27 protein-coding genes and 1 pseudogene are annotated in these 25,958 nt (G+C 69.9%); 20 read left to right on the top strand and 8 right to left on the bottom strand.

Going from position 1 to position 25,958, the window contains the following annotated elements; genetic code table 11:
* From AB0H56_RS23130 to AB0H56_RS23140, 3 genes and pseudogenes are all read right to left on the bottom strand, one after another.
* Nucleotides 1-314, bottom strand: a pseudogene (locus AB0H56_RS23130) (hypothetical protein); the annotation flags it as partial.
* Nucleotides 315-413: 99 nt separating this feature from the next.
* On the bottom strand, nt 414-1,160 hold the full coding sequence (locus AB0H56_RS23135) for a Crp/Fnr family transcriptional regulator (protein WP_357166858.1): 747 nt from the start codon (nt 1,158-1,160) through the stop codon (nt 414-416).
* A gap of 118 nt (nt 1,161-1,278) precedes the next feature.
* Nucleotides 1,279-1,920 (bottom strand): SGNH/GDSL hydrolase family protein, encoded by a 642-nt coding sequence (locus AB0H56_RS23140; protein ID WP_357166861.1) that lies wholly within the window; start codon nt 1,918-1,920, stop codon nt 1,279-1,281.
* Nucleotides 1,921-1,946: 26 nt separating this feature from the next.
* Here AB0H56_RS23140 and AB0H56_RS23145 point away from each other — a divergent pair, with 26 nt between their 5' ends.
* The 5 genes from AB0H56_RS23145 (at nt 1,947) to AB0H56_RS23165 (ending at nt 5,892) form a co-directional block, all read left to right on the top strand.
* The gene (locus AB0H56_RS23145; RefSeq protein WP_357166864.1) at nt 1,947-2,135 is read left to right on the top strand and encodes a hypothetical protein; all 189 of its coding nucleotides are present in this window, start codon (nt 1,947-1,949) and stop codon (nt 2,133-2,135) included.
* Between the two features lie 231 nt (nt 2,136-2,366).
* A complete protein-coding gene (locus AB0H56_RS23150; RefSeq protein ID WP_357166867.1) occupies nt 2,367-3,143 on the top strand; it encodes a hypothetical protein in 777 nt (258 codons plus the stop codon).
* 10 nt (nt 3,144-3,153) lie between these two features.
* A complete protein-coding gene (locus AB0H56_RS23155) occupies nt 3,154-3,777 on the top strand; it encodes a TetR/AcrR family transcriptional regulator (protein ID WP_357166870.1) in 624 nt (207 codons plus the stop codon).
* A 109-nt stretch (nt 3,778-3,886) separates the two neighbouring features.
* The gene (locus tag AB0H56_RS23160; protein WP_357166873.1) at nt 3,887-4,666 is read left to right on the top strand and encodes an IclR family transcriptional regulator C-terminal domain-containing protein; all 780 of its coding nucleotides are present in this window, start codon (nt 3,887-3,889) and stop codon (nt 4,664-4,666) included.
* A gap of 17 nt (nt 4,667-4,683) precedes the next feature.
* Entirely contained in the window at nt 4,684-5,892 is a 1,209-nt protein-coding gene (locus AB0H56_RS23165) for an acetyl-CoA C-acetyltransferase (RefSeq protein WP_357166876.1), read from the top strand.
* Between the two features lie 52 nt (nt 5,893-5,944).
* On the opposite strand, the gene AB0H56_RS23170 is transcribed toward AB0H56_RS23165, so the two are convergent.
* On the bottom strand, nt 5,945-6,952 hold the full coding sequence (locus AB0H56_RS23170; RefSeq protein ID WP_357166879.1) for a LacI family DNA-binding transcriptional regulator: 1,008 nt from the start codon (nt 6,950-6,952) through the stop codon (nt 5,945-5,947).
* Between the two features lie 124 nt (nt 6,953-7,076).
* Between AB0H56_RS23170 and AB0H56_RS23175 the strand changes: the two genes are divergently transcribed.
* Together AB0H56_RS23175 and AB0H56_RS23180 are read left to right on the top strand one after the other, a co-directional pair.
* Nucleotides 7,077-8,249 carry an acyl-CoA dehydrogenase family protein gene (locus tag AB0H56_RS23175; RefSeq protein WP_357166882.1) on the top strand — a complete coding sequence of 391 codons (1,173 nt, stop codon included), beginning with the start codon at nt 7,077-7,079 and terminating at the stop codon, nt 8,247-8,249.
* Nucleotides 8,246-9,352: a CoA transferase gene (locus AB0H56_RS23180; RefSeq protein ID WP_357166885.1), complete on the top strand. Its 1,107-nt coding sequence runs from the start codon at nt 8,246-8,248 to the stop codon at nt 9,350-9,352. The genes AB0H56_RS23175 and AB0H56_RS23180 overlap by 4 nt, the downstream gene beginning before the upstream one ends.
* A 49-nt stretch (nt 9,353-9,401) precedes the next feature.
* Here AB0H56_RS23180 and AB0H56_RS23185 read toward each other — a convergent pair whose 3' ends face one another.
* Nucleotides 9,402-10,484, bottom strand: a complete 1,083-nt coding sequence (locus tag AB0H56_RS23185) for an alpha/beta fold hydrolase (RefSeq protein WP_357166888.1) — start codon at nt 10,482-10,484, stop codon at nt 9,402-9,404.
* Nucleotides 10,485-10,735: 251 nt separating this feature from the next.
* Here AB0H56_RS23185 and AB0H56_RS23190 point away from each other — a divergent pair, with 251 nt between their 5' ends.
* The 8 genes from AB0H56_RS23190 (at nt 10,736) to AB0H56_RS23225 (ending at nt 17,965) form a co-directional block, all read left to right on the top strand.
* Nucleotides 10,736-11,926, top strand: a complete 1,191-nt coding sequence (locus tag AB0H56_RS23190) for a lipid-transfer protein (RefSeq protein WP_357166891.1) — start codon at nt 10,736-10,738, stop codon at nt 11,924-11,926.
* Nucleotides 11,927-11,964: 38 nt separating this feature from the next.
* Nucleotides 11,965-12,405 (top strand): SRPBCC family protein, encoded by a 441-nt coding sequence (locus AB0H56_RS23195; protein ID WP_357166894.1) that lies wholly within the window; start codon nt 11,965-11,967, stop codon nt 12,403-12,405.
* Nucleotides 12,402-13,277 (top strand): MaoC/PaaZ C-terminal domain-containing protein, encoded by an 876-nt coding sequence (locus AB0H56_RS23200; RefSeq protein ID WP_357166897.1) that lies wholly within the window; start codon nt 12,402-12,404, stop codon nt 13,275-13,277. Before AB0H56_RS23195 ends, AB0H56_RS23200 begins: the two co-directional genes overlap by 4 nt.
* A gap of 12 nt (nt 13,278-13,289) precedes the next feature.
* On the top strand, nt 13,290-14,168 hold the full coding sequence (locus tag AB0H56_RS23205) for an SDR family oxidoreductase (RefSeq protein WP_357166900.1): 879 nt from the start codon (nt 13,290-13,292) through the stop codon (nt 14,166-14,168).
* Nucleotides 14,169-14,170: 2 nt separating this feature from the next.
* Nucleotides 14,171-16,381 carry an acyl-CoA dehydrogenase gene (locus AB0H56_RS23210; RefSeq protein ID WP_357166903.1) on the top strand — a complete coding sequence of 737 codons (2,211 nt, stop codon included), beginning with the start codon at nt 14,171-14,173 and terminating at the stop codon, nt 16,379-16,381.
* Nucleotides 16,382-16,491: 110 nt separating this feature from the next.
* Nucleotides 16,492-17,187: a TetR/AcrR family transcriptional regulator gene (locus tag AB0H56_RS23215; protein WP_357166906.1), complete on the top strand. Its 696-nt coding sequence runs from the start codon at nt 16,492-16,494 to the stop codon at nt 17,185-17,187.
* 56 nt (nt 17,188-17,243) lie between these two features.
* Entirely contained in the window at nt 17,244-17,633 is a 390-nt protein-coding gene (locus tag AB0H56_RS23220) for a hypothetical protein (protein ID WP_357166909.1), read from the top strand.
* Between the two features lie 104 nt (nt 17,634-17,737).
* Entirely contained in the window at nt 17,738-17,965 is a 228-nt protein-coding gene (locus tag AB0H56_RS23225) for a DUF6480 family protein (RefSeq protein ID WP_357166912.1), read from the top strand.
* A gap of 10 nt (nt 17,966-17,975) precedes the next feature.
* On the opposite strand, the gene AB0H56_RS23230 is transcribed toward AB0H56_RS23225, so the two are convergent.
* Nucleotides 17,976-19,130, bottom strand: a complete 1,155-nt coding sequence (locus AB0H56_RS23230; protein WP_357166915.1) for an AI-2E family transporter — start codon at nt 19,128-19,130, stop codon at nt 17,976-17,978.
* Nucleotides 19,131-19,243: 113 nt separating this feature from the next.
* On the opposite strand from AB0H56_RS23230, the gene AB0H56_RS23235 reads away from it, so the two are divergent.
* From AB0H56_RS23235 to AB0H56_RS23245, 3 genes are read left to right on the top strand one after another with little or no spacing between them, the layout of a single operon-like run.
* Entirely contained in the window at nt 19,244-19,870 is a 627-nt protein-coding gene (locus tag AB0H56_RS23235; protein ID WP_357166918.1) for a helix-turn-helix domain-containing protein, read from the top strand.
* Nucleotides 19,867-21,459, top strand: a complete 1,593-nt coding sequence (locus AB0H56_RS23240) for an MDR family MFS transporter (protein WP_357166921.1) — start codon at nt 19,867-19,869, stop codon at nt 21,457-21,459. The genes AB0H56_RS23235 and AB0H56_RS23240 overlap by 4 nt, the downstream gene beginning before the upstream one ends.
* Nucleotides 21,459-22,190, top strand: a complete 732-nt coding sequence (locus AB0H56_RS23245) for a hypothetical protein (RefSeq protein ID WP_357166924.1) — start codon at nt 21,459-21,461, stop codon at nt 22,188-22,190. The genes AB0H56_RS23240 and AB0H56_RS23245 overlap by 1 nt, the downstream gene beginning before the upstream one ends.
* A gap of 3 nt (nt 22,191-22,193) precedes the next feature.
* Here the strand turns inward: AB0H56_RS23245 and AB0H56_RS23250 are convergent, their stop codons facing one another.
* Entirely contained in the window at nt 22,194-22,454 is a 261-nt protein-coding gene (locus tag AB0H56_RS23250) for a hypothetical protein (protein WP_232998458.1), read from the bottom strand.
* Nucleotides 22,455-22,670: 216 nt separating this feature from the next.
* On the opposite strand from AB0H56_RS23250, the gene AB0H56_RS23255 reads away from it, so the two are divergent.
* Both AB0H56_RS23255 and AB0H56_RS23260 read left to right on the top strand, forming a co-directional pair.
* The gene (locus AB0H56_RS23255) at nt 22,671-23,723 is read left to right on the top strand and encodes an acyl-CoA desaturase (RefSeq protein ID WP_357166928.1); all 1,053 of its coding nucleotides are present in this window, start codon (nt 22,671-22,673) and stop codon (nt 23,721-23,723) included.
* 110 nt (nt 23,724-23,833) lie between these two features.
* Nucleotides 23,834-24,220: a hypothetical protein gene (locus AB0H56_RS23260; RefSeq protein WP_357166931.1), complete on the top strand. Its 387-nt coding sequence runs from the start codon at nt 23,834-23,836 to the stop codon at nt 24,218-24,220.
* A 31-nt stretch (nt 24,221-24,251) separates the two neighbouring features.
* Here the strand turns inward: AB0H56_RS23260 and AB0H56_RS23265 are convergent, their stop codons facing one another.
* Nucleotides 24,252-25,922: an FAD-binding dehydrogenase gene (locus tag AB0H56_RS23265; RefSeq protein WP_357166933.1), complete on the bottom strand. Its 1,671-nt coding sequence runs from the start codon at nt 25,920-25,922 to the stop codon at nt 24,252-24,254.
* Between the last annotated feature and the right edge of the window lie 36 nt (nt 25,923-25,958).

Below are 25,958 nucleotides of genomic sequence, written 5' to 3' on the forward strand. Positions count from 1 at the left end.
TGGTTGCCGTTCCCGCTGCCAGGGTTCTGGTTGCCGTTGTTGCTTTGGTTGCCGCCGCCGTTGCCTTGGTTGCCGTTCCCGCTGCCAGGGTTCGAGTTGCCGTTGTTCCCGCCGTTGCCGTGATCCCCCGGCGCCGCGACGAACCTAGGGACACCGCCGTATCCGGGGCGATCGGGAACCTCGGTAGCGCTGTCTGCGCCGGCGACGGCGACCTCGTCGCCGCTCACGACGCTCGGCTGCGCGGCCGCGAACCCGCCGTAGCCGAGGAGACCGAGGACACCCGCGGCCCCGGCGACCACGGCGGTGCGTCTCATCCGACCGGCTGTCACGCGCCCTCCGTCCTGTCCTCGCTCGCCGCGCTCACACCATTGCGGTCGGATCCGGTGCCGCCCGCGTTACGCCCGCGCGGGGAGTCAGCGGCTGAGCGCCTTCGCGGCGAGCTGCCGTAACCCGTCGGCGTCCGCGATCTCGATGCCATCGGCATCGGTCCTGATCAGGCCGTGCCGTTCGAACTCCTCGAGCACTTTGTGCAGCTCCGGGCGTCGTGCGCCGAGCATGGCCGCGAGGGCGCGCCGCGTCGGCCGCACCGACCCCGACTCGTCGTCGGCTTCGTCGAGCAGCAGCCGAGCCACCTGCACGGGCAGCGGACTGCCGAGGCCCGCGATCAGGCGGTCCCGGCCGAGGGAAAGTCGCTGCGCGACGCTGGTCAGCCAGCGGCGCGCGACAGCGGGGTGGCTGGTCAGGAGGGTGTCGAAGTCGCGCGGTGAGAGGAACAGGCACTCCGCGTCGGTGCGCGTGCGCGCGGTGTAGGGCGGCGGTGTCGCCAGCAGCAGCGCGATGTCACCGTCCACGTCACCGGGGCGCAGCACCCCGACCACCACGCACTCCCGGTCGGACCCGACGGAGAGTTCGAGCTGTCCCCGGCGCACGATCCACACCCCGTCGGACGGCGTCTCCGCCGAGAACACCACGGATCCGGCCGGTAGCACGTGCGGGGTGAGCCACTCGGACAGCGCGGGAAGGTCGCCGGGCACCAGGGGAGCGGTGGCGCCGCGGCCGACGCACCGCGCGGCCCAGGCCGCGTGCCGCACGCGGTCGTCGTCGAAGGACTCCTCGCCCATCGCCTGCAGCAAGTGTGAGAACGTGCGGTGACTGTGCATGTCGCCTGCTCCTCGTGGTGCGTGCGCTCCCGCCCTCCCGACGTCGATTATCCCCGGTTCGGCAAGTCCGCGCCCCGCCCGCGTCGGGTGGTCGCCGCGGCGCGGTGGCCGGGCCGGCTCACGGGGCAGGCGCGGCCTCGGCGGGCACGACCGGCGTCAACTGCGGGCGCTTGGCGACCCGGCCGTCGCCGGAGGACCTGCCGGTGAGGCGGCGAAGCAGCCACGGCCCGAGAAACCCTCGCGCCCATTGCCATTCCGTCGCGAAGGCGGTCATCGGACCGGGTGCGGGCGTGCGCGTCGGCAGTTCCGCCGCCCAGTCGCTGCTCGATCCCGGCAGCCCCAACGCCTCGGCGAGCGCCTCGGCGATGCGCTGGTGACCCAACGGGCCGCAGTGCAGCCGATCAGGGGCCCACAGCCGGGGATCGGCGGACACCGGGTGGTCACCGACGCGAGCGACCAGCACCCCGTGGCGTCCGGCCCGGTGACGGATCACCTCGTTGAGCGCGGCGATGCGCGCGCTCAGCGGTCGAGCCGCCGGAATCACCCGGCCCAGGTCCGGCACGGTCACCGTCGCCACGACGGTGCCCTGCTCGGTCAGCGCCGCGAACATCGCGTCGAGGTGGGCGCCCACCGAAGCCGGGTCGAACCGGGGGCGCAGCAGGTCGTTGACGCCGGCGATCACCGTGGCGACATCGGGTCGCAGGGTCAACGCGGCCGCGAGCTGCTCCTCGCGCACCTGCGCGGCGAGCTTCCCGCGCACGGCCAGGTTCGCGTACAGCAGCCCCGATGGGTCCGCGCCATGGTTTCGGCGAGGCGATCGGCCAGCCCGATCAGTCCGGTGCTGTCGTCGCCGTCCCCGACGCCCTCGGTCTGGCTGTCGCCGAGCGCGACATAGCGGGAGAACCGCGGGTGCGGAGCATCGAGATCGCCGGGATCCGCCGCGGTACGGAACGGTTGACGCACCCTGCCTCCTAGGCAATTAATTGAGTAATTCACTTGAGGCTAGACCGCTGCCACCAGGAATGTCCAGGCGGTGATAAGTGGTGAACTTGACTACCTGTTTTCTTGGTGTTCCTGGATGTGGGGAAGTGGGCTGGAGGTGATCCCTGGCGACGGCGACGGAGTGGGAATCTTAACGCAAGTATTTCTTGCGTTAATGGCGTACAGTAACGCTCGCCGAAGCGATGAGGAGAGGCAGGGCTGGTCATGATCGAGGCGAACGACATCCGGGCGACCGTGGGGGACCGCGAGGTCTCGCGGGCGCAAGTGCTCGCGTGGGAATCCCGGCGGGCGGATGCCGTACTCGCCAAGTTCGCCCGACGACTCGGGGGTCTCGGGGTCGGGGAGGCGCTGTCCGGCGTACCCGGTGTCCGGGCGCGAGGCGGATCACTGGATGAACGGCGTGCCGCGCTGGGCGCTCTGAAAGCCCGACTGGGGCATGCCGGAACGTACGCCGTGCTCAAACACGAGCTGGCCGTGTCGGAGCGCATCACCCGCCTGGGGGTGGCGGTGAGCCGGGGCCGGGTCGCGTTCGCGGTCACCCGGCTCCGTGTCCCCGGTCTGTCCGCGGAACGGTTCGCCGAGTGGTTCGGCAATCTGGTCGTCGTCGACGACGAGATCGCGATGAACGCCGCCTGCCCGGATCACTACCTGGTGCGCGGTCTGCCGGACGGACGGCAGGAAGTCGTCGAGACCACCGGCGGCTCCCCGGCCGCCTCGCGGTTCCTCATCGACTACACGCGGACCGACCACGTCCGGGTGCCGGTCGATCCCGGTTATCCGTTCCAGGTCACCGGAACCGCGCTGCTCGACGACGGACTGGCCATCGGCGGCGTGCGACACCAGTTCCGCGACCGCGACGGCGCGCTCGACGCCCTGCTGACAGTGCAGTTCCCCGCGGCGGTTCCCCGCCGGAACATCCAGCAGCACCAGTGGCACCTGGCGTGCGAATTCAGCAACTGGCTGATCGCGTCCGTCGAGTAGAAAGGAGACCATGGGCCAGCGTGCGGGCGAGGACAGCGAGCAAACCGAGGATGTCCCCGGGCCGCGCAGGCGTACCGGGGGGCGCTCGGCGCGAGTGCGGACGGCGGTGCTGACGGCCACCCTCGACCAGGTGACCGAGCACGGAATCGAGGGTTTGACCATCGGTGACGTGGCCGCGCGGGCCGGCGTCGCGGAGACGACGATCTACCGGCGCTGGGGCACCAGGACGGCCCTGATCGCCGCGGCGATCACCGAGCTGGCCGCGGCGGGAAACCCCGTGCCCGACACGGGCGCCCTCCGATCCGATCTGCGAGTGCTCGCCGAACAGGTCTCGCGGTTGATCTCGACCCCGGGCATCGCCCGGCTGGTCGGTACGAGCATCGCACTCTCGGCGGACCCCGAGGTGGACGCCGCCCGCCGCCGGTTCTGGCACGACCGGTTCGAGGTGAGCGCGCGGATCATCACCGCGGCGATCGAGCGCGGCGAGCTGCCCGCGGCCGCCGACCCCCGCGCGGTTCTCGAAACCCTCTCCGCGCCTTTGTATTTCCGGCTGCTGGTCGGTGAGAAGCCGATCGATGACGCGTTCATCGCGCGCTGCATCGACGACACCCTCGTCCTGCACGGTCACGTGTGATCCGGCCCGCCGTCGGCGACCCGGGATCACCCGCGAGGAACCGCTGACCGACTCGTTCGTATAGTGCACGTGTGTTCGTATGCCGAACGGGTGCGAGAAGGAGTCGCGGATGACAGAACCGTCGCCGGATCACGTCCAGTCCCTCGCGCGCGGCCTTGCCGTCCTCCGGTCCTTCGACGCCGAGCATCCGAGCCGCACCCTCAGCGAGGTCGCCCACGCCACCGACCTGACGCGCGCCACCGCACGGCGCTTCCTGCGCACGCTGGTCGAACTCGGCTACATGCGCAGCGACGGCACGCGGTTCTGGCTCACCCCGCGCGTCCTCGAGCTCGGCTACAGCTTCCTGTCGAGCCTGACCCTGCCCGACCTGGCAGGCCCGCACCTCGAGGCGCTGGCCGAGAAGGTCCGCGAGTCGACCTCGGTCTCCATCCTGGACGGCGCCGACATCGTCTACGTCGCCCGAGTTCCGGTGAGCCGCATCATGACCGTCTCGATCAACATCGGCACCCGGTTCCCCGCGTTCGCCACCTCGATGGGCCGTGTCCTGCTCGCCGACCTCGACGCCGACGCGCTGTCGGAATACCTGGACTCGATCGAGCTGACCCCGCTGACCGACACCACCGTCACGACGAAGCGGCAGCTGCGCGCGGAGCTGGCCCAGGTCCGTATCGACGGCTACAGCGTCGTCGACCAGGAACTCGAACAGGGACTCCGCTCGATGGCCGCGCCCGTCCGCGACCAGCACGGCGCCGTCGTCGCCGCGGTGAACATCTCGACCCACGCCGCCCGCTACACCCTGCGCGAAGTCCACGACTCGCTGATCCCCGCCCTGCTCGAGACCAGCGCCGCGATCGAGCACGACCTGAGCCAGATCCGATCCAACACCTGACGCCCAGAGGAACACCCATGCCCGAAGCTGTCATCTGCGAACCCCTGCGAACCCCGGTCGGCCGGTTCGGTGGGGTCTTCAAAGACCTCACACCCCAGGAACTCGCCGCGACCGTGATCACCGAACTCGTCGCCCGGACCGGCCTCGCCGCCGCGGCGGTCGACGACGTGATCCTCGGGCAGTCCTCGCCCAACGGCGAGGCGCCCGCGATCGGTCGCGTCGCGGCGCTGGACGCGGGACTGGGGATCGGCGTGCCGGGCGTCCAGGTGGACCGGCGATGCGGCTCAGGCCTGCAGGCCGTGCTGCAGGCCTGCATGCAGGTGCAGTCCGGGGGCAGCGACCTCGTCCTGGCCGGCGGCGTGGAATCCATGAGCCGCGCCGAGTTCTACACCGACGACATCCGCTGGGGTGTCCGCGGCGCGGGACCCGTCCTGCACGACCGTCTGGCCCGTGCGCGGATCACCGCGGGCGGCAAGGCCTTTCCGGTCGAGGGCGGCATGATCGAGACCGCGGAGAATCTGCGTGCCGAGTTCCGCATCAGCCGCGCAGACCAGGACGCGCTCGCCGTGCAGTCCCACCGGCGGGCGGTCGCCGCGCAACGCGAAGGCCGATTCGCCGACGAGATGGTGAACGTCGCCGTGCCGCAGCGCACCGGGGATCCGGTGACGGTGGCCGTCGACGAGCATCCGCGCGCCGACACCGACCTCGCCTCGCTGGCGCGGCTGCGCCCCCTGCGGGGAAAGATCGATCCGGAATCCACCGTGACCGCGGGCAATTCCAGCGGGCAGAACGACGGTGCCGCGCTCTGCGTCGTCACGACACCGGAGCGCGCGCGTGCGCTCGGACTGCGCCCCCTCGCGCGGCTGGCGTCGTGGGCGGTCGCCGGTGTGGCGCCGGCGACCATGGGCATCGGGCCGGTGCCCGCCACCGACAAGGCGCTGGCCCGACTCGATCTCACGCTCGACGACATGGCGGTGATCGAACTCAACGAAGCCTTCGCCGCGCAGACCCTCGCTGTGTTGCGCACCTGGAAGATCGAACCCGACGACGCGCGGGTCAACCCGAACGGCTCGGGAATCTCCCTCGGTCATCCGGTCGGCGCCACCGGCGCCCGGATCCTCGCCACGCTGCTGCGCGAACTCTCGCGCCGAGAAGGCCGCTACGGCCTCGAAACGATGTGCATCGGCGGCGGACAGGGACTGGCGGCCGTCTTCGAACGCCTCTGACGCCCGGCCGGCTCCGGCCTGCGGCCTCGGAAGTCGCGGATCCGGGCGGGTCTCAGGTAGTCGCCCGCACGACGAGTTCGACCGGCAGGCGGACGGATTCGGCCTCGCGGCCGTCGATCAGCGCGAGCAGGTGACGCACCGCGGTCGCGCCGATGTCGCGGGCGGGGGAGGCGACGGTGGTCAGGGCGACGGGCAACTGCGCGGCGACGGGGATGTCGTTGTAGCCGACGAGGGCCACCTCGCCGGGGACGGACAGGCCGAGATCCCGCGCGACACCGAGAACGCCGATCGCGAGGGTGTCGCTCACCGCGAACAGCGCTCGGGGCCGATCGGGCCGGTCGAGCAGCGTCCGCGCGGCCTGGACACCGCCGTCGACCTCGAAGCTCGACGCCACGACCCGCTCCGGCGCGATCGCCACGCCCGCGACCGTCAGCGCGTCGAGGAATCCGCGCACGCGGTCGCCCGCCGTGGTGGCGTGGGCTGGCCCGGCGATCACCGCGAGATCGGTGTAACCGCGTTCGAGCAGGTGCCGAGCCGCCAGTGCGCCGCCGAGCCGGTCGTCCCCGACGACGAAGGGGAGTCCGGCATCGGCGTGCCGGGTGACGGTGAGGACCGGAACCCCGCCGAGCGGAAGGGAATCGACGAACGCGTGCCCCGGTGCGTGCACGCTGCTCAGCAACAGGCCGTCGACCTGCCTGCCGAGGAGCAGCTCCGTGGCCCGGCGCTGCGCGTCCGGATCATCCGGCGGGCTCGAGAGCAGGACCGAATAGCCTGCCCGGGTCGCCGCCTCCTCGATGCCCTGATACGTCATGGCCACCACACCGTCGATCAGGCGCGGCATCACGACGCCGAGGGTCGTGGTCTTGCGCGTGCGCAGACTCGCCGCCCAGACATTGCGCTGATAGCCCAGCTCCGCGGCCACCTCGAGCACGCGCCGCGCCGACTCGGACCAACCGTCGACGGGCTCGTCCTGGCGCAGCACCCGCGAGGCGGTCGAGATGTGGACCCCGGCTCGCTCGGCGATCTCCTTGAGCGTGGGAGCACGGGCGGGTCGGGGCACGGTGTCGTCCTTTCGGCTTGACGCCCCGGCGGGGCGCCACCTAGCGTAGTCGACGCAATCGATAGTGCAAACGTTTGCACAAACGTTCTCGCGTAGCGCGGCGTCGCGATTCCACGGAGGTACCATGACTCGGCCCCAGACCCTGACCACGCTGTTCGCGCTCGACTCCCTGCTGTCCCCGGACGAGATCGAGATCCGCGACACCGTCCGGAAATTCGCCGCGACACGGCTGCGTCCGCACATCGCGCAGTGGTTCGAATCGGCCCGGATCCCCGTGCGTGAACTGGCCGAGGAACTGGGCGAGCTGGGTGTGCTCGGCATGCACCTCGACGGGCACGGCTGCGCGGGCACCAGCGCCACCGCCTACGGTCTGGCCTGCCTCGAACTCGAGGCCGTCGATTCGGGCATTCGCAGCCTGGTCTCGGTGCAGGGATCACTGGCGATGTTCTCGATCCACCACTGGGGCAGCGAGGAACAGAAGCGACAGTGGCTGCCGAGTATGGCCGCGGGCAAGGCGATCGGGTGCTTCGGGCTCACCGAACCCGATTTCGGCTCCAACCCCGGCGGCATGCGGACCAGGGCAAGGCGCGACGGCGGTGACTGGATCCTCGACGGCACCAAGATGTGGATCACCAACGGCTCCGTCGCCGACGTCGCGGTGGTGTGGGCGCGGACCGACGAGGGCATCCGCGGTTTCGTCGTCCCCACCGACACCCCGGGATTCTCCGCGCCCGAGATCCACGCGAAACTGTCGCTGCGCGCCTCGGTGACCTCCGAACTCGTGCTCGACGGCGTCCGGCTGCCCGCCTCGGCGATGCTGCCCGGAGCCGAGGGCTTGCGCGGACCGCTGGCCGCCCTCGGTGAAGCGCGCTTCGGCATCGTCTTCGGCGCCATGGGCGCCGCCAGGGACTGCTTCGAGACCGCCGTGGACTACGCGCGCTCGCGCACCGTGTTCGACAAGCCGCTGGCCGGCTACCAGCTCACCCAGGCCAAGCTCGCCGACATGGCGCTGGAACTGGGCAAGGGGCACCTGCTCGCCTATCACCTCGGCCGTCTCAAAGACCGCGGGCAGCTCACTCCCGAGCAGATCAGCACCGGCAAGCTGAACAACGTGCGCGAGGCCATCGCCATCGCGCGGGAATGCCGAACCATTCTGGGCGCCAACGGCATCACGCTCGAGTATCCAGTGCTGCGGCACGCCAACAACCTCGAATCCGTGCTCACCTACGAGGGCACGTCGGAGGTGCATCAGCTCACCCTCGGCAAGGCGCTGACCGGGGAAGCGGCGTTCCGGTGACCGGGGCGCTCGACGGATTGCTCATCGCGGACTTCGGCCGCGTCCTGGCGGGCCCGTACGCGACGATGCTGCTGGCCGACCTCGGCGCGGAGGTGATCAAGATCGAACGCCCCGGCACCGGCGACGACACCCGCCGATGGGGGCCGCCGTGGGGTGTCACCGACTCCACCTATTTCCAGAGCGTCAACCGCAACAAGCGGTCCGTCGCACTGGATCTCACCGATGCCGAGGACCTGGCCGCCGCGCGACGCCTGGTCGCCCGCGCCGACGTCGTCGTGGAGAACTTCCTGCCCGGCGGCATGGACCGGCTCGGCCTCGGCTACGACCAGGTCGTCGCGGCCAACCCGGACATCGTCTACTGCTCGATCACCGGCTTCGGCCGCGACAACGACCTGCCCGGCTACGACCTGCTGATCCAGGCCGTCGGTGGCTTGATGAGCGTGACCGGACCGGATCCGGCGACGCCGACCAAGGTCGGGGTCGCGATGGTCGATGTCATCACCGGATTGCACGCGGCCCTGGGCATTCTCGCCGCGCTGCGGCACCGTGACCGCACCGGCGAGGGGCAGCGGGTGGAGGTGAACCTGCTGTCCTCACTGCTGTCGGCCCTGACGAATCAGAGCGCGGCCTATGTCGGTGCCGGTGTGATCCCCCGGGCGATGGGCAACGCGCACCCGAGCATCGTGCCGTACGACGTGTTCGACAGCAAGGACCAGCCCCTGGTGCTCGCCGTCGGCAACGACCGCCAATTCGCCCGTCTCACCGAGGTTCTCGGTCTCCCCGCGCTGGCCACCGACAGCCGGTTCGCCACCAACAGCGCCAGGGTCACCCACCGTGACGACCTGCGCACGATCCTCGAGACGGCCCTGCGCACCGACACCGCCGCGGCGTGGTGCGCCGCGCTCACCGCCGCGAAAGTCCCCTGCGGCCCGGTCAACGACCTCGCGCAGGCAGTGGCCATGGCCGAAAACCTCGGCCTCACACCGGTTGTCGCCCTGGGCGACCCCCCACAGCCGACCGTCGCCAACCCGATCGCCCTCAGCGCGACCCCGCCCACCTACCGCACCGCACCACCACAACTGGGCCGACACACCCTGGACTGACGCGATCCGCACCGCCCAACCCCGACGAGGCGGTGGCGGTGCGCACTCGTCAGCGGGTGGCCAAGGTGTGGGGCCGCAGGTCATGGTCGTCGCTCGGGGTGGGGGATCGGTCGAGGAACTCGGCGATCGCGGCCCAGCTGCCGGTGCGGGCGGTGGGGCCGGCGATGATGCCCAGGTGGCTGCCCTCGACCTCGACGAAGGTGGTCGGCGCGCCGGTGAGGACCTCGGCTCCCGCTGCCACCGAGGCGGCGGAGGCCAGCGTGTCGCGGGTGCCGCCGACGAGCAGGACGGGGGCGGTGATCGTGGTCAGGTCGATGGCGTGGTCCGGGTTGAGATGGACTGTGCCCGTCCACATCTCGTTGCGGATGATCAGCTGGCGGTAGACCTGCCGGTAGAACCGGCCGGGGTAGCCGGGCATCTGGTCCATGAAGCGGTCGACGGCCTGCATCCTGGCGAGCGACTCGGTGTCGCCGGCGTGGCGCGCGATGTACCACGGCTTGGTCAGCTCACGCTCCAGCGACTGCGCCCGGAAACCCATCCGCACGGCCTGTTTCGGGATGCCGCCGAGAAGGCGAACCGGTTCGGTGACGATCCGGGTGGGCGCGAGCCTGCCGAGTGATCTGGCCACCGACATCGGTCCGTTGCGCCGTTGATCGAACGGCGAGCCGACCGCGGTCACCGACGCGACCGGTAGCGCCGGGTCGGCCGCGGTGGTCAACAGACTGATGGTGCCGCCGAACGACCAGCCGATCACCTCGACGGGGGCGTAGGCGTGCTCGGCGCTGACCCGGCGGATCGCGTCGGGCACGATGTCGTCGACCCACTCCTCGAAACCCAGGTCGCGGTCGGCGTACCCGATCTCGCCGTAGTCGATGACATACACCTCACGGCCCAGCGCGAGGAGGTACTCGACCAGGCTCTGCCCCGGTCGCAGGTCGTAGCACGAGATGGTGACCGCCAGCGGCGGCACCAGCAGGATCGGAGTGCCGCGACCCGGTGTCGCGCGGCGGTAGTGCCGCAGCCGCCGGTGCGGATGGTCGTACACGTCGACCGACGGGGTCGGTGCGTACGGTTCGATGCCCTCCCCGAACAGCGCGCCGATATTGCGCACGGCGGTGTCCCACCTGACCATCAATTTCCTCCATCGCACCGTAAAGCACATCGTGGCTTGGACAACGTGTCCCACTTAGTTTAAGCGCTCCGGTTTCCAGAGCTCTCCGGGCGTCGGGTGTCGAGGCCCCTAACGCACGCCACGGGCAGTCCGGTCGCCAGGTCGAGGAATTTCTTTCGGATCGACCATTGACTTGGACGCCGTGTCCCACATACATTACCGGTTACACGGTGTCTCACATAATCGGGCACGCGGCACACAGGAGTGCGTACATGACACAGAAGGTGTTCGTCGTCGGCGTCGGCATGACGAAGTTCGAGAAGCCGGGCGCGCTGGAGTGGGACTATCCCGACATGGCCAGGGAGGCGGGCACCAAGGCGCTCGCCGATGCGGGCATCGACTACGACCGCGTCGAACAGGCCTATGTCGGCTATGTGTACGGCGAGTCGACGTCGGGTCAACGCGCGGTGTACGAGCTGGGCATGACCGGCATCCCGGTCGTCAACGTCAACAACAACTGTTCGACCGGGTCGACCGCGCTCTACCTCGCGGCCCAGGCGATCCGGGGCGGGCTCGCCGAGTGCACGCTGGCGCTGGGCTTCGAGAAGATGCAGAAGGGCTCGCTGGGCTCGACCTTCGACGACCGTGAGCAGCCGATGATGCGGCACCTGCTCGCGCTGGCCGAACTGCAGGAGTTCGCCATGCCGCCCGCGCCGTACATGTTCGGCGCCGCGGGCAAGGAGCACATGGAGCGCTACGGCACCACGGCCGAACAGTTCGCCAAGATCGGCTTGAAGAACCACCGGCACTCGGTGAACAACCCGTACGCGCAGTTCCAGAAGGAATACAGCCTCGAGGAAGTGCTGGCCGCCAAGCAGATCTACGGCCCGCTCACCAAGCTGCAGTGCTCGCCGACCTCCGACGGCGCCGGCGCGGTGATCCTGGCCGGTGAGGCGTTCGTCGACCGGCACGGGCTGGCCGATCGCGCGGTCGAGATGGTCGGACAGGCGATGGTCACCGATCTGTCGTCCACCTTCACCGACCCGACCGCGATCAACCTCGTCGGCGCCGACATGTCGCGCACGGCGGCGCTGAAGGTCTACGAGCAGGCCGGGATCGGGCCCGAGGACGTCGACGTCATCGAACTGCACGACTGCTTCTCCACCAACGAACTGCTGACCTACGAGGCGCTGGGCCTGTGCGCGCCCGGTGAAGGCGGACGCCTGGTCGACGACAACGCCACCACCTACGGCGGCACCTGGGTCGTCAACCCCTCGGGCGGGCTGATCTCGAAGGGCCATCCGCTCGGCGCGACCGGCCTGGCCCAGTGCAGCGAGCTCACCTGGCAGCTGCGCGGCACTGCCGACGCCCGCCAGGTCGAGGGCGCCCGCATCGCCCTGCAGCACAACATCGGACTGGGTGGCGCGGTCGTGGTGACCGCCTACCGTCCCGCGAACCGCTGACCCTTTTTCGACCACACCTCTCTCCAAGGAGTAATCCCATGGCCTCTGTGACCGTGTCCACCGACCTGCCCGTGACCCCCGAAGCCGCCTGGGCGCGCCTGAGCGATCTGGCGAACTGGGAGGACTGGCTGACCATCCACCAGGGCTGGCGTTCGGAACTGCCCGCCGAGCTGGCCGCGGGCGCGCGCTTCATCGAGGTCGTCTCGGTGATGAATATGGCCAACAAGATCGAGTGGACCGTGGCCGAGGTCGACCCCACCCGGTACCTCAAGATCACCGGCACCGGCATGGCCGGTGTCACCGTCGAATTCGTGCTGAAGGTGGAACCCACGGCCACCGGTTCCTCCGCCGCCTTCGATGCCTCCTTCAAGGGCACCATGATCGTCGGCCCGATCGGCAAGGCCGTCGCCAAGCACGCCGAGGCCGACCTGAAGGAGTCGATGGCCAAGTTCACCGAGCTCGTCGGGTCCGCCGCGTGACCAGCGAAGTCGCCTCGGCCGGAGTCGTGTTCGACGGCTCCGGCCTGGGGGAGTGGACCGACCCGGAGCACTTTTCGGTCACCGCGGAGCGCATCGCCGAATACGCCGCCGCGACCAATGATCCGATCGCGGCCCATCGCGCAGGCGATGTGGCGCCGCCGGTGTTCGCGGTGGTGCCGGTGTTCACCTCGATGGCCCCTGCCGCGTTGTCGGTGGCCCCGGTGGAGCTGCTGATGAAGCTGGTCCACGGGGAACAGGACTTCGTGTTCCACCGGCCGATCCGGCCCGGCGACGACCTGGTCGTGCGGGCCAAGCCGATCGGCTACGCGGGCAAGCCCAACGGGTCGACCGTGGTCGTCTACGCCGAAACACGGGACGCGGCAGGTGAACTCGTGAACGAGCAGTGGATGACGGCGTTCTTCCGCAAGGTCGACGCCGGGCCCGGCGAAGGCGAGGCCGCCCCGGAGCATCGCCTCACCGACACCGAGCGCGCGGGGGAACCGGCCGCGCGGGTGATCGCCCGGATCGACGAGGATCAGACCTTCCGCTACTCGCCTGCCTCCGGCGATCCGATGCCGATCCACCTCGACGACGAGATCGCCAGGATGGCCGGGCTGCCCGGCATCATCAACCACGGTCTGTGCACCATGGCGTTCACCTCCTGGGCCGCACTGACCGAACTCGCCGACAGCGAGACCGCACGCCTGCGCCGACTGGCCGTGCGCTTCGCCAAGCCCGTCCTGCCGGGGCAGCAGATCACCACCACCTTCTGGCCCGCCGAGTCCGCGGGCTCGGGGGTGCGCGCCTACGCCTTCGAGACCGAGTCCGCGGGCCAGATCGCCATCACCGACGGCCGCGCCGAATTCAACTAGGAGACAAGACTCATGGGAAAACTCGACGGTCGCGTCGCGGTGATCACCGGCGCCGGTCGCGGCATCGGTCGTGAACACGCGCTGCTGTTCGCCGCTGAGGGTGCCAAGGTCGTGGTCAACGACCTCGGCGGGGCCAACGACGGCACCGGCGCCGACGCCGGTCCTGCTCAGCAGGTGGTCGACGAGATCGTCGCCGCCGGCGGTCAGGCCGTGGCCAACACCGACAACATCGCCACCTGGGACGGCGCGAAAGCCCTTGTCGATCAAGCCGTCAGCGAGTACGGCTCGCTCGATGTGCTGGTGAACAACGCGGGCATCCTGCGCGACGCGTTCATCGCGGGCATGGCCGAGTCGCAGTGGGACGCGGTGATCGCCGTGCACCTCAAGGGCCACGCCGCCACCCTGCACCACGCCGCCGCGTACTGGAAGGCGCGGACCAAAGCCGGCCACCCGGTCGCGGCGTCGGTGATCAACACCGCGTCGGCCTCCGGCACCTTCATGCCCAATGCCGGACAGGGCAATTACGGCGCCGCCAAGGCGGGCATCGCCGCGCTGACCCTGGTCGCCGCCGACGAGCTCGAGCGCTACGGCGTGCGCGTCAACGCGATCGCGCCGATCGCCCGCACCCGCCTGACCCTGGCCACCCCCGGCATGGGCGCGCTGTTCGCCGCCGAGGTGCCCGAGGGCGAGTTCGACCCGTTCTCCCCGGCCAACATCTCCCCGCTGGTCGCCCATCTGGCCGAAGCCGACTGCGCGCTCACCGGCAAGGTGTTCGCGGTGCAGGGCGGGGCCATCATCGAGCTCGGCGGCTGGCACGACGTGCGCACGGTGGAGACCGACGGCCCGTGGACCATCGACGGTGTCGCCGCCCAGCTGAAGGAGACCAGCTAGTCATGGCACGCACCAGCTACGAACTCGGCGTCGGCGTCCGCGAGGACCACGCGGCGCTCGCCGACGCGGTGCGCGGTTTCGTCGAGCGCACCATCACCGGCGAAACCGTCCGCGCGGCGGTGGAATCCGGCGACGCGGGCAAGCTGCCCCACTGGGACGCCCTCGTCGCCCAGGAGCTGCTGAGCCTGCACGTCGCCGAGGACCTGGGCGGACAGGGCGCGGGCCTGCTCACGCTGGCCGTCGCCCTCGAGCCGCTCGGGCGCGGCCTGCACACCGGTCCGTTCGTGCCGACGGCACTGGCGAGCGCGGTGCTCGCCCAGGCGGGCGGCGCGTGGGCGCGGACGCAACTACCCGGGCTCACCGACGGCTCGCGCACCGGCGCCGTCGCGCTGTCGTCGGGGTTGACCGGCGTGCGCCGCGACGGTGCGCTGATCGTCGACGGTCCTGCCGACGGCGTGATCGGCGCGCTGGGCGCGGACATCGTCATCGCGCCCGTCGAGATCGACGGGGACCGGCGGTGGGTGGCGTTCGAGCACGCCGACCTGACGGTCACCGCCCAGGACAATGTCGACGTGCTGCGCGGAACCGCACGCCTGCAGGCGGATTCGGTGTCGGTGCCGGAGGACCGGGTGCTGGACGTGACCCCGGCGCGGGTGCGTTCGCTGGCGGCGGTGATCTTCGGCGCCGAGGCCGTGGGCGTGATGTCGTGGTGCGTCTCGACCGCCGCGGAATACGCCAAGACCCGCGTGCAGTTCGGTCGCCCGATCGGGCAGTTCCAGGGTGTGAAGCACAAGTGCGCGCACATGGGTATCGCCCTCGAGAAGGCGCGCGCGGTGCTGTGGGACGCCGCCTATGCCCTCGACCGCGACGACGACACCGCCGATTACGCGGCCGCGATCGCCGCGCTGATCATTCCCGACGCCGCGGTCGAGGTGGCCCAGGACTGCATCCAGGTGCACGGTGGCATCGGCTTCACCTGGGAACACGACGCCCACCTGTATTACCGGCGCGCGCTCGCACTGCGCGGTCAGCTGGGCGCGCGCGACGAGCGGGCCGACGCGGTTGCCGAGTACGCGCTGGCGGGAGTCACCCTCTCGAACGACCTGGAACTGCCCCACGAAGCCGACCGGATCCGGGACGGCATCCGGGCCGAGCTCGCCGAGATCGCGGCGATCGACGACGAGGACGACCAGCTCGTCGCCCTCGGCGACGGCGGCTGGAACCTGCCGCACCTGCCCCGCCCGTACGGCCGCTCCGCCTCCCCGCTCGAGCAGGTGGTGATCTCACAGGAGATCAAGGCCTCCGGGATCCCGATGCCGCAGCTGCTGATGGGCACCTGGGCGGTCGGCGCGCTCGTCCCGCACGGGGACGAACGGCAGAAGCGCGAACTGGTGGTGCCGACGCTGCGCGGCGAGGTCGTGTGGTGTCAGCTGTTCAGCGAGCCGGGCGCCGGGTCGGACCTGGCGAGCCTGACCACGAGGGCCACCAAGGTCGACGGCGGCTGGCGGGTGACCGGACAGAAGATCTGGACGACGGTCGCGCAGTTCGCGCAGTGGGCGATGCTGATCGCGCGCACCGATCCCGACAAGCCCAAGCACGAGGGCATCACCTACTTCGTGCTCGACATGTCGAGCCCGGGCATCACGGTGCGTCCGCTGCGCGAGATGACGGGATCGGCGCTGTTCAACGAGGTGTTCCTCGACGAGGTGTTCATCCCCGACGAGAACGTGGTCGGTGCCGTCGACGACGGGTGGCACGTGGCCAGGACGACGCTGGCCGGTGAGCGGGTGGCGCTGAGCCAGAAGATGGAGGCCTACGCCACCGACACCGACCTGCTGCGGTTCGCGATCGGCCGTGCTCTGTCCCCGGTGGCCCGGTACCGGATCGGTGAGCTGATGGCCGAGAGCCGAGCGGTGGACGTGATCGGTTCCCGCGTGGTGCTCAAGCAGCTGTCCGGCATCGATGTCTCCACCACCTCGAGTGTCGGCAAGCTGCTCGGGATGGCGCTGGGACAGGCGATCTCGGAGTTCGTCGTCGCCGAGCTCGGCGTCGCGGGCGTGGTCTCGGTGCCGGGTGAGCGCAGCGATCACGCGATGGAACAGCTCATCGCCGGTCGTGCCACCACCATCTACGGCGGCACGACCGAGGTACAGCTCAATGTCATCGGCGAGCGCATGCTCGGGCTGCCGCGCGACGCGGCCGCGAGCGCGTGAGCACCGGTGACGGCTCCGCCTCGACCTCGCGCCGCGGCGGCGCCGGTGACCGTCCGGCACCGCCCGCCGGCGCGAGGCTGATGAACGATTCAGCGGTGTAGGGTCCGAACGTGTCGAACCCCGAACCCGCCGCCGCGCCCGAAACCACCGACGGTCGATCGCAGCGGTGGAGCGGGCACAAGGCCGAACGCCGCGACCAGATCCTGGCCGCGGCGATCTCGGCCATCCGGCAGCACGGCGTCGACGTGGGCGTCAAGGATATCGCCGAGCGCGCCGGCGTTCCCCGATCGGTCGTGTACCGGCTGTTCGGTGACCGCGACGACCTCGACGAACAGGTGCGCGACCGCATCATCGCCGAGCTGATGACGCGGCTGTCACCCGTGCTCAACCCCGAGGGCACGGTCGGCGACGCGATCACCCGCGCGGTCGACACCTACATCGGCTGGATCGTCACCAACCCCCACCTGCACCACTTCCTGGCCGCGGGTTCCACCAAGCGGTCCCCGGGCGGTTCGCAATCGGTCACGGGCGCCCGCACGGCGATCGCGGTGCAGGTGACACGGCTGTTCGCCGCCGCTCTGGCGCGCCGGGAACAGCCGGTCGACGTCGCGGAATCGCTGGCGTTCGCGCTTGTCGGCATGGTCGACAACGCCGTGAACCGCTGGCTCAGCCGGGGAATGCAGCCCTTGACGGCCGACGAGCTCTCCGACCTGCTGCAACGGCTGATCCTCAACGCCATCGCGGTGACGTTGGCGGCGGCCGATCTCGACATCCGCGCGGAAACCCCGGTGACCGAGTTGTTCTGACATAGAGTGGGCGCCCGGCAGGCTTTTCCGTGTGGAAGCAAAGACGGAGGTCCGACATGGCAACCAGGACTTGGCGCGTTCTCGGTACTTCGACGTTGATCGCGAGCGCGGCACTGTTGTCGACGATCGCGGCGGGCTCGGCGCAGGCGGAGCCACAGGGGTGCACCCTGGATCGACGGTGGGACGGCGCGTCCGCGCACTGCGGTGGGGACGGCACCTACATTCTGGAGGTCGACTGCTTCGGCGTCAGTGTGTCCGGTGGGCAGCCGTTCGGGCCGTACTACAAGTCGGTCACCGGGCACACCGACCCGACGATGGACCCGATCTTCACCCACCCGCAGCGCAACTGCATGAACCCGCTCACGCTGGGGCAGATCGGAATCGCGACCGACGCGCGCATCACGCTGGTGCCCACCCGGCCGGCCCCGTCGAACGCCTACGAATAGCGGCGCAGCGCCATCGGCCAGATTGAGGGACCGGAGCGCGGGTAGAGCGTCGATGAGGCCGCCGTGAGCGGTCGAACCGATCGTTCGCCGAGGAGGTGTGGACCATGGCTTCCATGGACCCTGATCCCACGCGCATTCCCGACCTGGAGCCGGGCGGCGGGGTGCCGCCGGGGTCGACACCGCCCGAGTCGGGACAGATGTCCGGGCTGTCCGCGCCCGAACCGCGGACCCGGCGGCGGTTTCCGCCGACCGGGATCGCCGCGGTCGCGGTCACGGCGGTGATCGTCGCGGTGTTCCTCGTCGTGGCGGTCACCCTGCTGCTGAGCTTGTAGCGACGCGCCGTCAGTCGGGATTCGGGGGCTGCGGCCCGGCGGGGGCGGTGCGCCCGCGGCGCGGGGTCGTCTGCTCGATGCGCGGATCCTCTACCACCGCATAGTGTTTCAGATACTCGGAGAGGAAGGCCTGCACGGTGGCGGTGGCCGGGATGGCCAGCAGGGCGCCGACCGGGCCGAGCAGTGCCCCGCCGGCGAGGACCGACAGCAGCGCGATCGCGGCGTTGACGTCGACGGTGCGCGCGGTGATCCGGGGTTGCAGCAGGTAGTCCTGGAACCACTGGTAGATCACGGCGAACACGATGATCCACACCGCGTCCATCGGATCGACCGTCAAAGCGACGAACACCGGAACGATCGCCGCGATATAGGTGCCGACGGTCGGGATGAACGCGGAGATCACCCCGAACCAGACGCCGAGGGCGATCGGGTTGGGCAGGTGCAGCAGCGCCAGGAACCCCGCGTGCACGACCGCGGAGACGATCGCCAGCAGCACCCGCGAGAACAGGTAGCCGCCGGTCTTGTCGATGGCGAGGTCCCAGGCGTGCAGGAACGTCTGCTGGCGGGCGGGCGGCAGCAGGGCGCACACGGTGCGGCGGACCCGCGGACCGCCCGCGGTGAGATAGATGCTGAACAGCGCGATGGTCAGGACCTGGGCCAGGCCGCCGAGCACTGTCGTCGACACGCCCCAGACGTTGTCGGCGGCCGCGCGCGCGTAGCCCTCGAGCAGGTCGGACTCGCGCAGCAGGCGCTGACTCAGATCGTGGGTCGTGAAGTGCTGGCCGAAGGTGCGATTGACCCGGTCGACGCCCTCGTCCAGCAGCCGGGGTGATTCGTGGGCCAGGTTCGTGGCGGTCTCCACCAGCAGCGTCACCAGCGCGGCGAGAAAGGCCAGCACACAGGCGAAGGCGCCGACGAAGACGAGCCCGGTCGCGAGCCCGCGCGGCACACCCCGCCGCACCAGGGCCGCGACGGCGGGCTCCATCGCCAGCGAGATGAAGAACGCCACGAACAGGATGATCAGGATGCCGGTGAGCCGGTGGAAGGCCCAGTCGGCGAGCAGGAACAGCCCGAAGAACACCAGTGCCAGCACCATCGCCCTGGGTAGCCAGGACGGCATCCTGGAGCGCGCCTTCGGGACGCTGTCCTCGGAGTCGGTATCCACGGATCCCAGTGTCGCCCCGCGACTCCCCGTTTCCCGGCACCCACGCGGCAGCAGGCGGCCGCGATGAAGGTTGCAGTTTCTGAAATATTGCAGTTTGTGCTAATTTGACGACCGTGCCCCAGGAGCCGGTCGGACTGCGCGAACAGAAGAAGCAACGGACCCTGCTCGATCTGTGCCTCGCCGCACGGCGACTGGCGGTCGAGCGCGGGCTGGACGCGACCAACGTCGACGACATCGCCAAGGCGGTCGGCGTCTCCCCGCGCACCTTCTTCAACTACTACGACACCAAACTCGACGCGGTGGTCGGCCCGGTCGGGGAGATCGGAACACCCGAAGCGCGCCGGGAATTCGTCGCGGGCGGGCCGACGGGTGTGCTCATCGAGGACCTCACCTGGCTGCACGCCGCCGGCTTCCAGCCGGAGAACGAAGTGCGCGAGGGGATCTCGCTCGTCACCGAACTGGTGATCGCGGAGCCCCGCGTGCTCTCCGCGTTCATCGCCTCCGGCGCGAGGTTGGAATCGGCCACCGCCGAACTCCTCTCGGCCCGGCTCGGGACCGAGGTCGCGCCCGAATTCGCCTCGCTCACCGCGGGAATCATGACCACCATCACCACGCGGGCGGCGACGTCGCTGGCCGCGGACCCGAACGGGTCGCTGGCCGCAGCACTGCACGAGCACTGCGCCATGGCCGCCCGGCTGTTCGATCGGCCGGACGACAGCACGAGGGAGACGCTCCGATGACCACGACGGCAGATTCGCCGCCCACCCCGATCGTCTTGACCCAGAAGCGGATCTGGCTGATCTTCTCCGCGCTGATCGCGGGCATGTTCCTGGCCAGCCTCGATCAGATGATCGTCGGCACCGCGATGCCGACGATCGTCGGCGAGCTGGGCGGCGTCTCGCACATGGCCTGGACCGCCACCTCCTACCTGCTCGCCACCACGATCGTGATGCCGATCTACGGAAAGCTCGGCGACATGTTCGGCAGGCGGTGGCTGTTCCTGTTCGCGATCACCGTCTTCACCGCCGCCTCGGTGGGGGCCGCCGCCTCGACCGGGTTCTGGGAGTTCATCGCCTTCCGCGGGCTGCAGGGCGTCGGTGGCGGTGGCCTGATGATCCTGGCGCAGGCCATCATCGCCGACGTGGTGCCCGCCAAGGATCGCGGCAAGTACATGGCGCCGATGGGCGCGGTCTTCGGCATCACCTCGGTCGCCGGGCCCCTGCTCGGCGGGCTGTTCGCCGATCACCTCGACTGGCGCTGGTGCTTCTGGATCAACGTGCCGATCGGCATCGCCGCGCTGTTCATCGCCTTCCGCTACCTGAGCATCCCCAGCCATCGGCCCAAGACCCGGCCCGACTACCTCGGCATCGTGCTCATGTCGACCGCGACCACCCTGCTGATCCTGATCACCGACTGGGGTGGCAAGCAGTACGCGTGGGGCTCGACGACCATGCTGACGATGATCGCCGCGCTGATCCTCGTGGTCGCCGCCTTCGTGTTCGTGGAGTCGCGGGCCGAGGAACCGATGCTGCCGCTGTGGCTGTTCCGCAATCGCACGTTCGTGCTCACCTCGCTGATCGGCTTCCTCGTCGGCCTGGTGATGTTCGCCGCGATCGGCTTCATCCCGACCTACCTGCAGATGGCCACCGGGACCTCCGCGTCGGTGTCGGGGCTGCTGCTGATCCCGATGATGATCGGCATGATGCTCACGTTGATCACCTCGATGAACGTCATCACCAAGACCGGCCGCTACCGGGTGTATCCGCCGATCGGCGCCGCCCTCATCGGGATCGACATGCTGTGGCTGACGCGCCTGGACGCGCACACCTCGATGTGGCTGGTCTCGGCCATGCTGTTCGTCATGGGCGCGGGCCTGGGCCTGATCATGCAGATCATCGTGCTCGTGGTGCAGAACGCGGTGGCGCCCGACCAGATCGGCACGGCGACCAGCGCGAACAACTACTTCCGGGAAATGGGCGGCGCGCTCGGCATCGCGATCTTCGGCTCCATCTTCACCGGCAGGCTGACCGAGAATCTCACCACCGCGTTCCAGGCGAACTGGCAGGAGGTGGCGGCGGCGAAGCTGGACCCGAGCGCCCTGATTCCCTCGGTGGTCAAGAACCTGCCGGACACCCTGCACGACGCCATCGTCGGCGCCTACGTCGACGCGCTGGTCCCCGGCTTCTGGTACCTGATCCCCGGCGCGATCCTGGCTTTCGGCCTCGCGCTGTTCATCCCGCACCTGACATTGTCGGACGAGGCGGGTATGGTCGCCCGCGGCGAAGCGGTCATGGCCGACGAGGAACCGCGGCTGGTCAAGGAGGGGTGATGCCGGGGAGTGTCCGCGCGGCGCAGGTCGTGATCTTGGTGATGGCCGCGATCGGACTGGTCGGCACCAGCGTGCTGATCGGCATCGGGCACCCCCGTGCGGCGGGCGCGAACGCCTACGGATACCTGTTCTTCTGGGCGCTGGCGATCACCGCGTGCTTCTTCGGGCGGCGTCGGCGCCGGGTGCGCGTCACCGCGACCGTGTTCGCCGTGCTCGAAGGAATCGTCGCGCTCGGATCGACTGCGTTCAGCAGTGGCGGCGCGCAGGCGGACGGCACCGGCGGGTCCGCGTTCGTGCGCTTGTCGCCGGGCCCCCTCGGCGTGGTCGCGGTGATCGCCGTCCTCGTGCTGCTGTACCAGCGGTCGGCCGGCGAGTGGTTCACCGGAGCGGCCGTGGCGCGGCGGCGGCGCGTCACGGCGGTCGCGCTGATCCCGCTCGGGATCGTGGTCGCCCTGGCGCTGGGCGCCGGGGTCTGGACGGCCGTCCGTGGCGGCGATGCCGAGCCTGCCGTCGGCGACTGTGTCTCCACCGCGGACGAGATGAGGATCAGCTCCTCCGACGCGAAGCTGGTGAAGGTGGGCTGTTCGGAGTCGAACGCCCAGGCGAAGATCGTCGCCCGCCTGGACGACACCGGGAAGACCGGGCTGTGCAGGGAGTACGAGGACGGTGTCCGGCTCGACGAGTACGACGGCATCGAGGGCGTCATCCTCTGCCTGCGCCCGTTCAGCTGAGGGCTAGGCCGTCTTGACGGTGACCAGGGTGTCGGGGCTGGGGAAGTCGAGGACGCGCAGGCGGCCGGTGACCAGATCGACCGTGTCGGCGACCACTCGGCCCGCGCGGCGCGCGTCACCGGCGAAGCTGGTGCTGACCACGCGATAGCTGCGCTTGGTGGTGAGCACGATGTCGCCTGGGCGCAGCGACCCGGCGGGGGTCGGCGGCTCGGTCGAGTCGACGGGCTGTGCCGGTCTGCGGATGAGCTCGATCAGTTTCAGCAATCTTTTCTCCACCCTGGTGAACGTCTGTCGAGACGTCCCGCTCGCCGGATTTCGCGAACGGTGTCGAGCACTTCTTTACCCAGCCTCATCCGGTTTCAACCCCTCGATGCGGGGCACACTGCGTCGCCGCGTGGCCGCGAATATCACTCCGCGGTCCGATCACCTCTCATACCAAGGGATTACGAGCGACGAGATCTCCGCCGATAACTTCGGGGAATGACGACATCTGCCCTGGTCCCCGACTCTTCCGCCCGGCCACCGCGGCGCGGCGCCGACGGCGACTACGCCCGGCTGCTACGCCGCGTTTCCGACGCGGGGCTGATGCGCCGCCGTCCCGGCTACTACGCGCTGCGGCTCAGCCTGGTCGGCACCGCGTTCGTGGGTGGTTGGGCGGCGTTCGTGCTGGTCGGCGACTCGTGGTGGACCCTGCTTGTCGCGGCGTTCCTGGCCGTGGCCTTCGCCCAGGTCGCCCTGGTGATGCACGACGTGGCGCATCGCCAGGTCTTCCGGCTGCGCAGGCCGACCGAGCTGGTGGGACGGATCGTCGGCAACGCGGGGATCGGCCTCGGCTACGGCTGGTGGCAGGACAAGCACACCCGCCATCACGCCAACCCCAACCACGAGGACCTCGACCCCGACGTCGCACCCGACGTGCTGGTCTGGTCGCGGGACCAGGCCAGAGCCAGCCGTGGGCTGCCGCGGCTGCTCGGGCGGGCGCAGGCGTACCTGTTCTTCCCGCTCCTGCTGCTGGAGGGGCTCAATCTGCATGTGGCGGGCGTGCGGGCGCTCGGGAATCGCGCGGTCAAGCATCGTGGCTGGGAGGGTGCGCTGCTGCTCGGCCACTTCGTCGTCTACCTGACCGCGCTGTTCCTGGTCCTGCCCGTGGACAAGGCGCTGGTCTTCTTCGCCCTCCATCAGGGGCTGTTCGGCCTGTACATGGGGTGCATCTTCGCGCCGAACCACAAGGGCATGCCGACGCTCACCGGCGACGATCGTCCCGATTATCTGCGCCGTCAGGTGCTCACGTCGCGCAATGTGCGTGGCGGCGTGGTGACCGACCTCGCCCTCGGCGGACTCAACTACCAGATCGAACACCACCTCTTCCCGAGCATGCCCACGCCGCACCTGCGGCACGCGCAGCCGATCGTGCGCGCGTACTGCGCCGAGATCGGGGTGCCGTACCACGAGACCGGCCTGCTCGCCTCCTACCGCGAGGCGCTGACACACCTGCACCACGTCGGCGCCCCGCTCCGCGGCACCGGCGACTGACGAGGCGGATTCATCCTCGCGAAACCCGCTGGTGCTGGGTAGCATTGGGCCAGCGCGTCACCGCTGTCGAGGGGGAGCGGGCGTGGTGTTCGACAACTGGGGGAGCGCACATGAAGTCGAGGCTGATCGCCGCTGTGGTGGCGGTGTTCGCGGGGGCCGCCGTCCTGGCCGGGTGTTCGAGCGACGCCGATGTGGTGTCGGAGAACCTGTCCAAGGAATCGGACCAGTTCAAGATCGACCGCCGGGTCGTGTTCTTCAACGGCATCACCGACAAGTACCTGCTGTCCATCGAGGGCAAGTGCTCGATCAAGGACGAGAACAACCAGCTCGAGGTGACGTGCAAGACCGGGGAGGACGAGTACAAGAAGCACTTCCTCGGGCTCTCGGACAACGTGAGCTACTTCGTGGAACAGCTCGAGGCCGTCGAGGTGAGCCGCTACCACTACAAGGTGATCTTCAAGCCCGAGGCCATCATTCCCGACGTCGACCGGCCCTGAGTTCGACGTCGGGAAGGCGGGGTCGCGGTCGTCAGACCGTCGCCGCGGCGGTGCGTCCGGCGGCGCGGCCCGAGAAGACGCAGCCGCCCAGGAAGGTGCCCTCGAGCGAGTTGTAGCCGTGGACGCCGCCGCCACCGAAGCCCGCCGCCTCGCCGGCAGCGAACAGACCGGGAATCGGCACACCGTCGGCGTCGAGGGCTCGTGAGCCCAGATCGGTCTGGATGCCGCCGAGCGACTTGCGCGTCAGCACATGGAGTTTGACGCCGATGAGCGGCCCGGCGGCGGGGTCGAGGATGCGGTGCGGCGCGGTGGTGCGCATGAGGCGGTCGCCGAGATAGCGGCGTGAGTTGTGGATGCCCTGGAGCTGGGCGTCCTTGCTGTACGGGTTGTCCACCTGGAGATCGCGGGCGTGAATCTGTGCGCGGAGGTCCGCGGGATCGAGCAGCGGCCGCTCGGTGAGGTCGTTCATCTTCGCCACGAGGTCGTCGAGGGTGTCGGCGACGACGAAGTCCGCGCCGTGGCGCTTGAACGCCTCGACCGGGGCGGGCGCGTGCTTGCCGAACAGGCGTTCTCTCACGAGCGCCTTGCGGTTGCGATCGGTGATGTCGGGATTCTGTTCCGAGCCCGACAGGGCGAATTCCTTGGCGACGATGCGCTGGGTGGTGATGAACCACGAGTGGTCGTACGGCGCGAGTTCCGGTGTGGTGCGCAGGTATCGGAGGGTGCCGAGCGTGTCGTAGCCGGGGAGGTACGGTGCGGGCAGCCGCCGGCCCAGCGCGTCGAACCACATGGATGAGGGGCCGGGCAGGATACGGATGGCGTGACCGGGCCACACGGGATTCCAGTTCTGGATGCCCTCGGTGTAGTGCCACATGCGGTCGCGATTGACCAGGCGGACGCCCGCCGTCGCGGCGATGTCGAGCATGCGGCCGTCGACGTGGGCGGGGACGCCGGTGATCATCCGCGCCGGGGGCGTGCCCATGCGCGCGGGCCAGTGGCGCCGGACCATCTCGTGGTTGCCGCCGATCCCGCCGGTCGCCAGTACCACGGCGGACGCCGAGAGCGTGAACTCGCCGACGATCTCCCGGGTGGAGGGCGCGCCGCGTTCGGCGTCGTCGTCGGCCAGGACGGCGCCGCGGATGCCCGTGACGGCGCCGTCGGTGACGATCAGCTCGTCGACGCGGTGCCGATGGCGGAAGGTGACCGACCCGCTCTCGGCGGCCCGCAGCGCCGAGGCGGCGAACGGGGCGACGACGCCGGTCCCGGTGCCCCAGGCGATGTGGAAGCGCGGCACGGAGTTGCCGTGACCGCGCGCGGTCAGGTCGCCGCGTTCGGCCCACCCGACCGAGGGCAGGAAGCTGATGCCGAGCTCGGCGAGGTAGGACCGCTTCTCGCCGGCGGCGAACTCGACATAGGCGCGTGCCCATTTCTCGGCCCAGCTGTCCTCGTCGGCGAGGCGGTCGAATCCGGCGCTGCCCGACCAGTCGTTCCAGGCCAGCTCCACCGAGTCGCGCACGCCGAGTCGGCGCTGCTCCGGGCTGTCGACGAGGAACAGGCCGCCGAAGGACCAGAACGCCTGCCCGCCCAGGTTCGCGGCGTTCTCCTGATCGACCACGAGCACGCGCTTGCCCGCGCGGGTGAGCTCGTGGGTCGCGACGAGTCCGGCCAGGCCTGCTCCGACCACGATCACCTCGGCATCCATGCGCCACCTGCTCTTTCCACTCGGCAGCCCGCGCTG

The sequence above is a fragment of the Nocardia sp. NPDC050717 genome, assembly GCF_040654275.1.
Taxonomy (GTDB): domain Bacteria; phylum Actinomycetota; class Actinomycetes; order Mycobacteriales; family Mycobacteriaceae; genus Nocardia.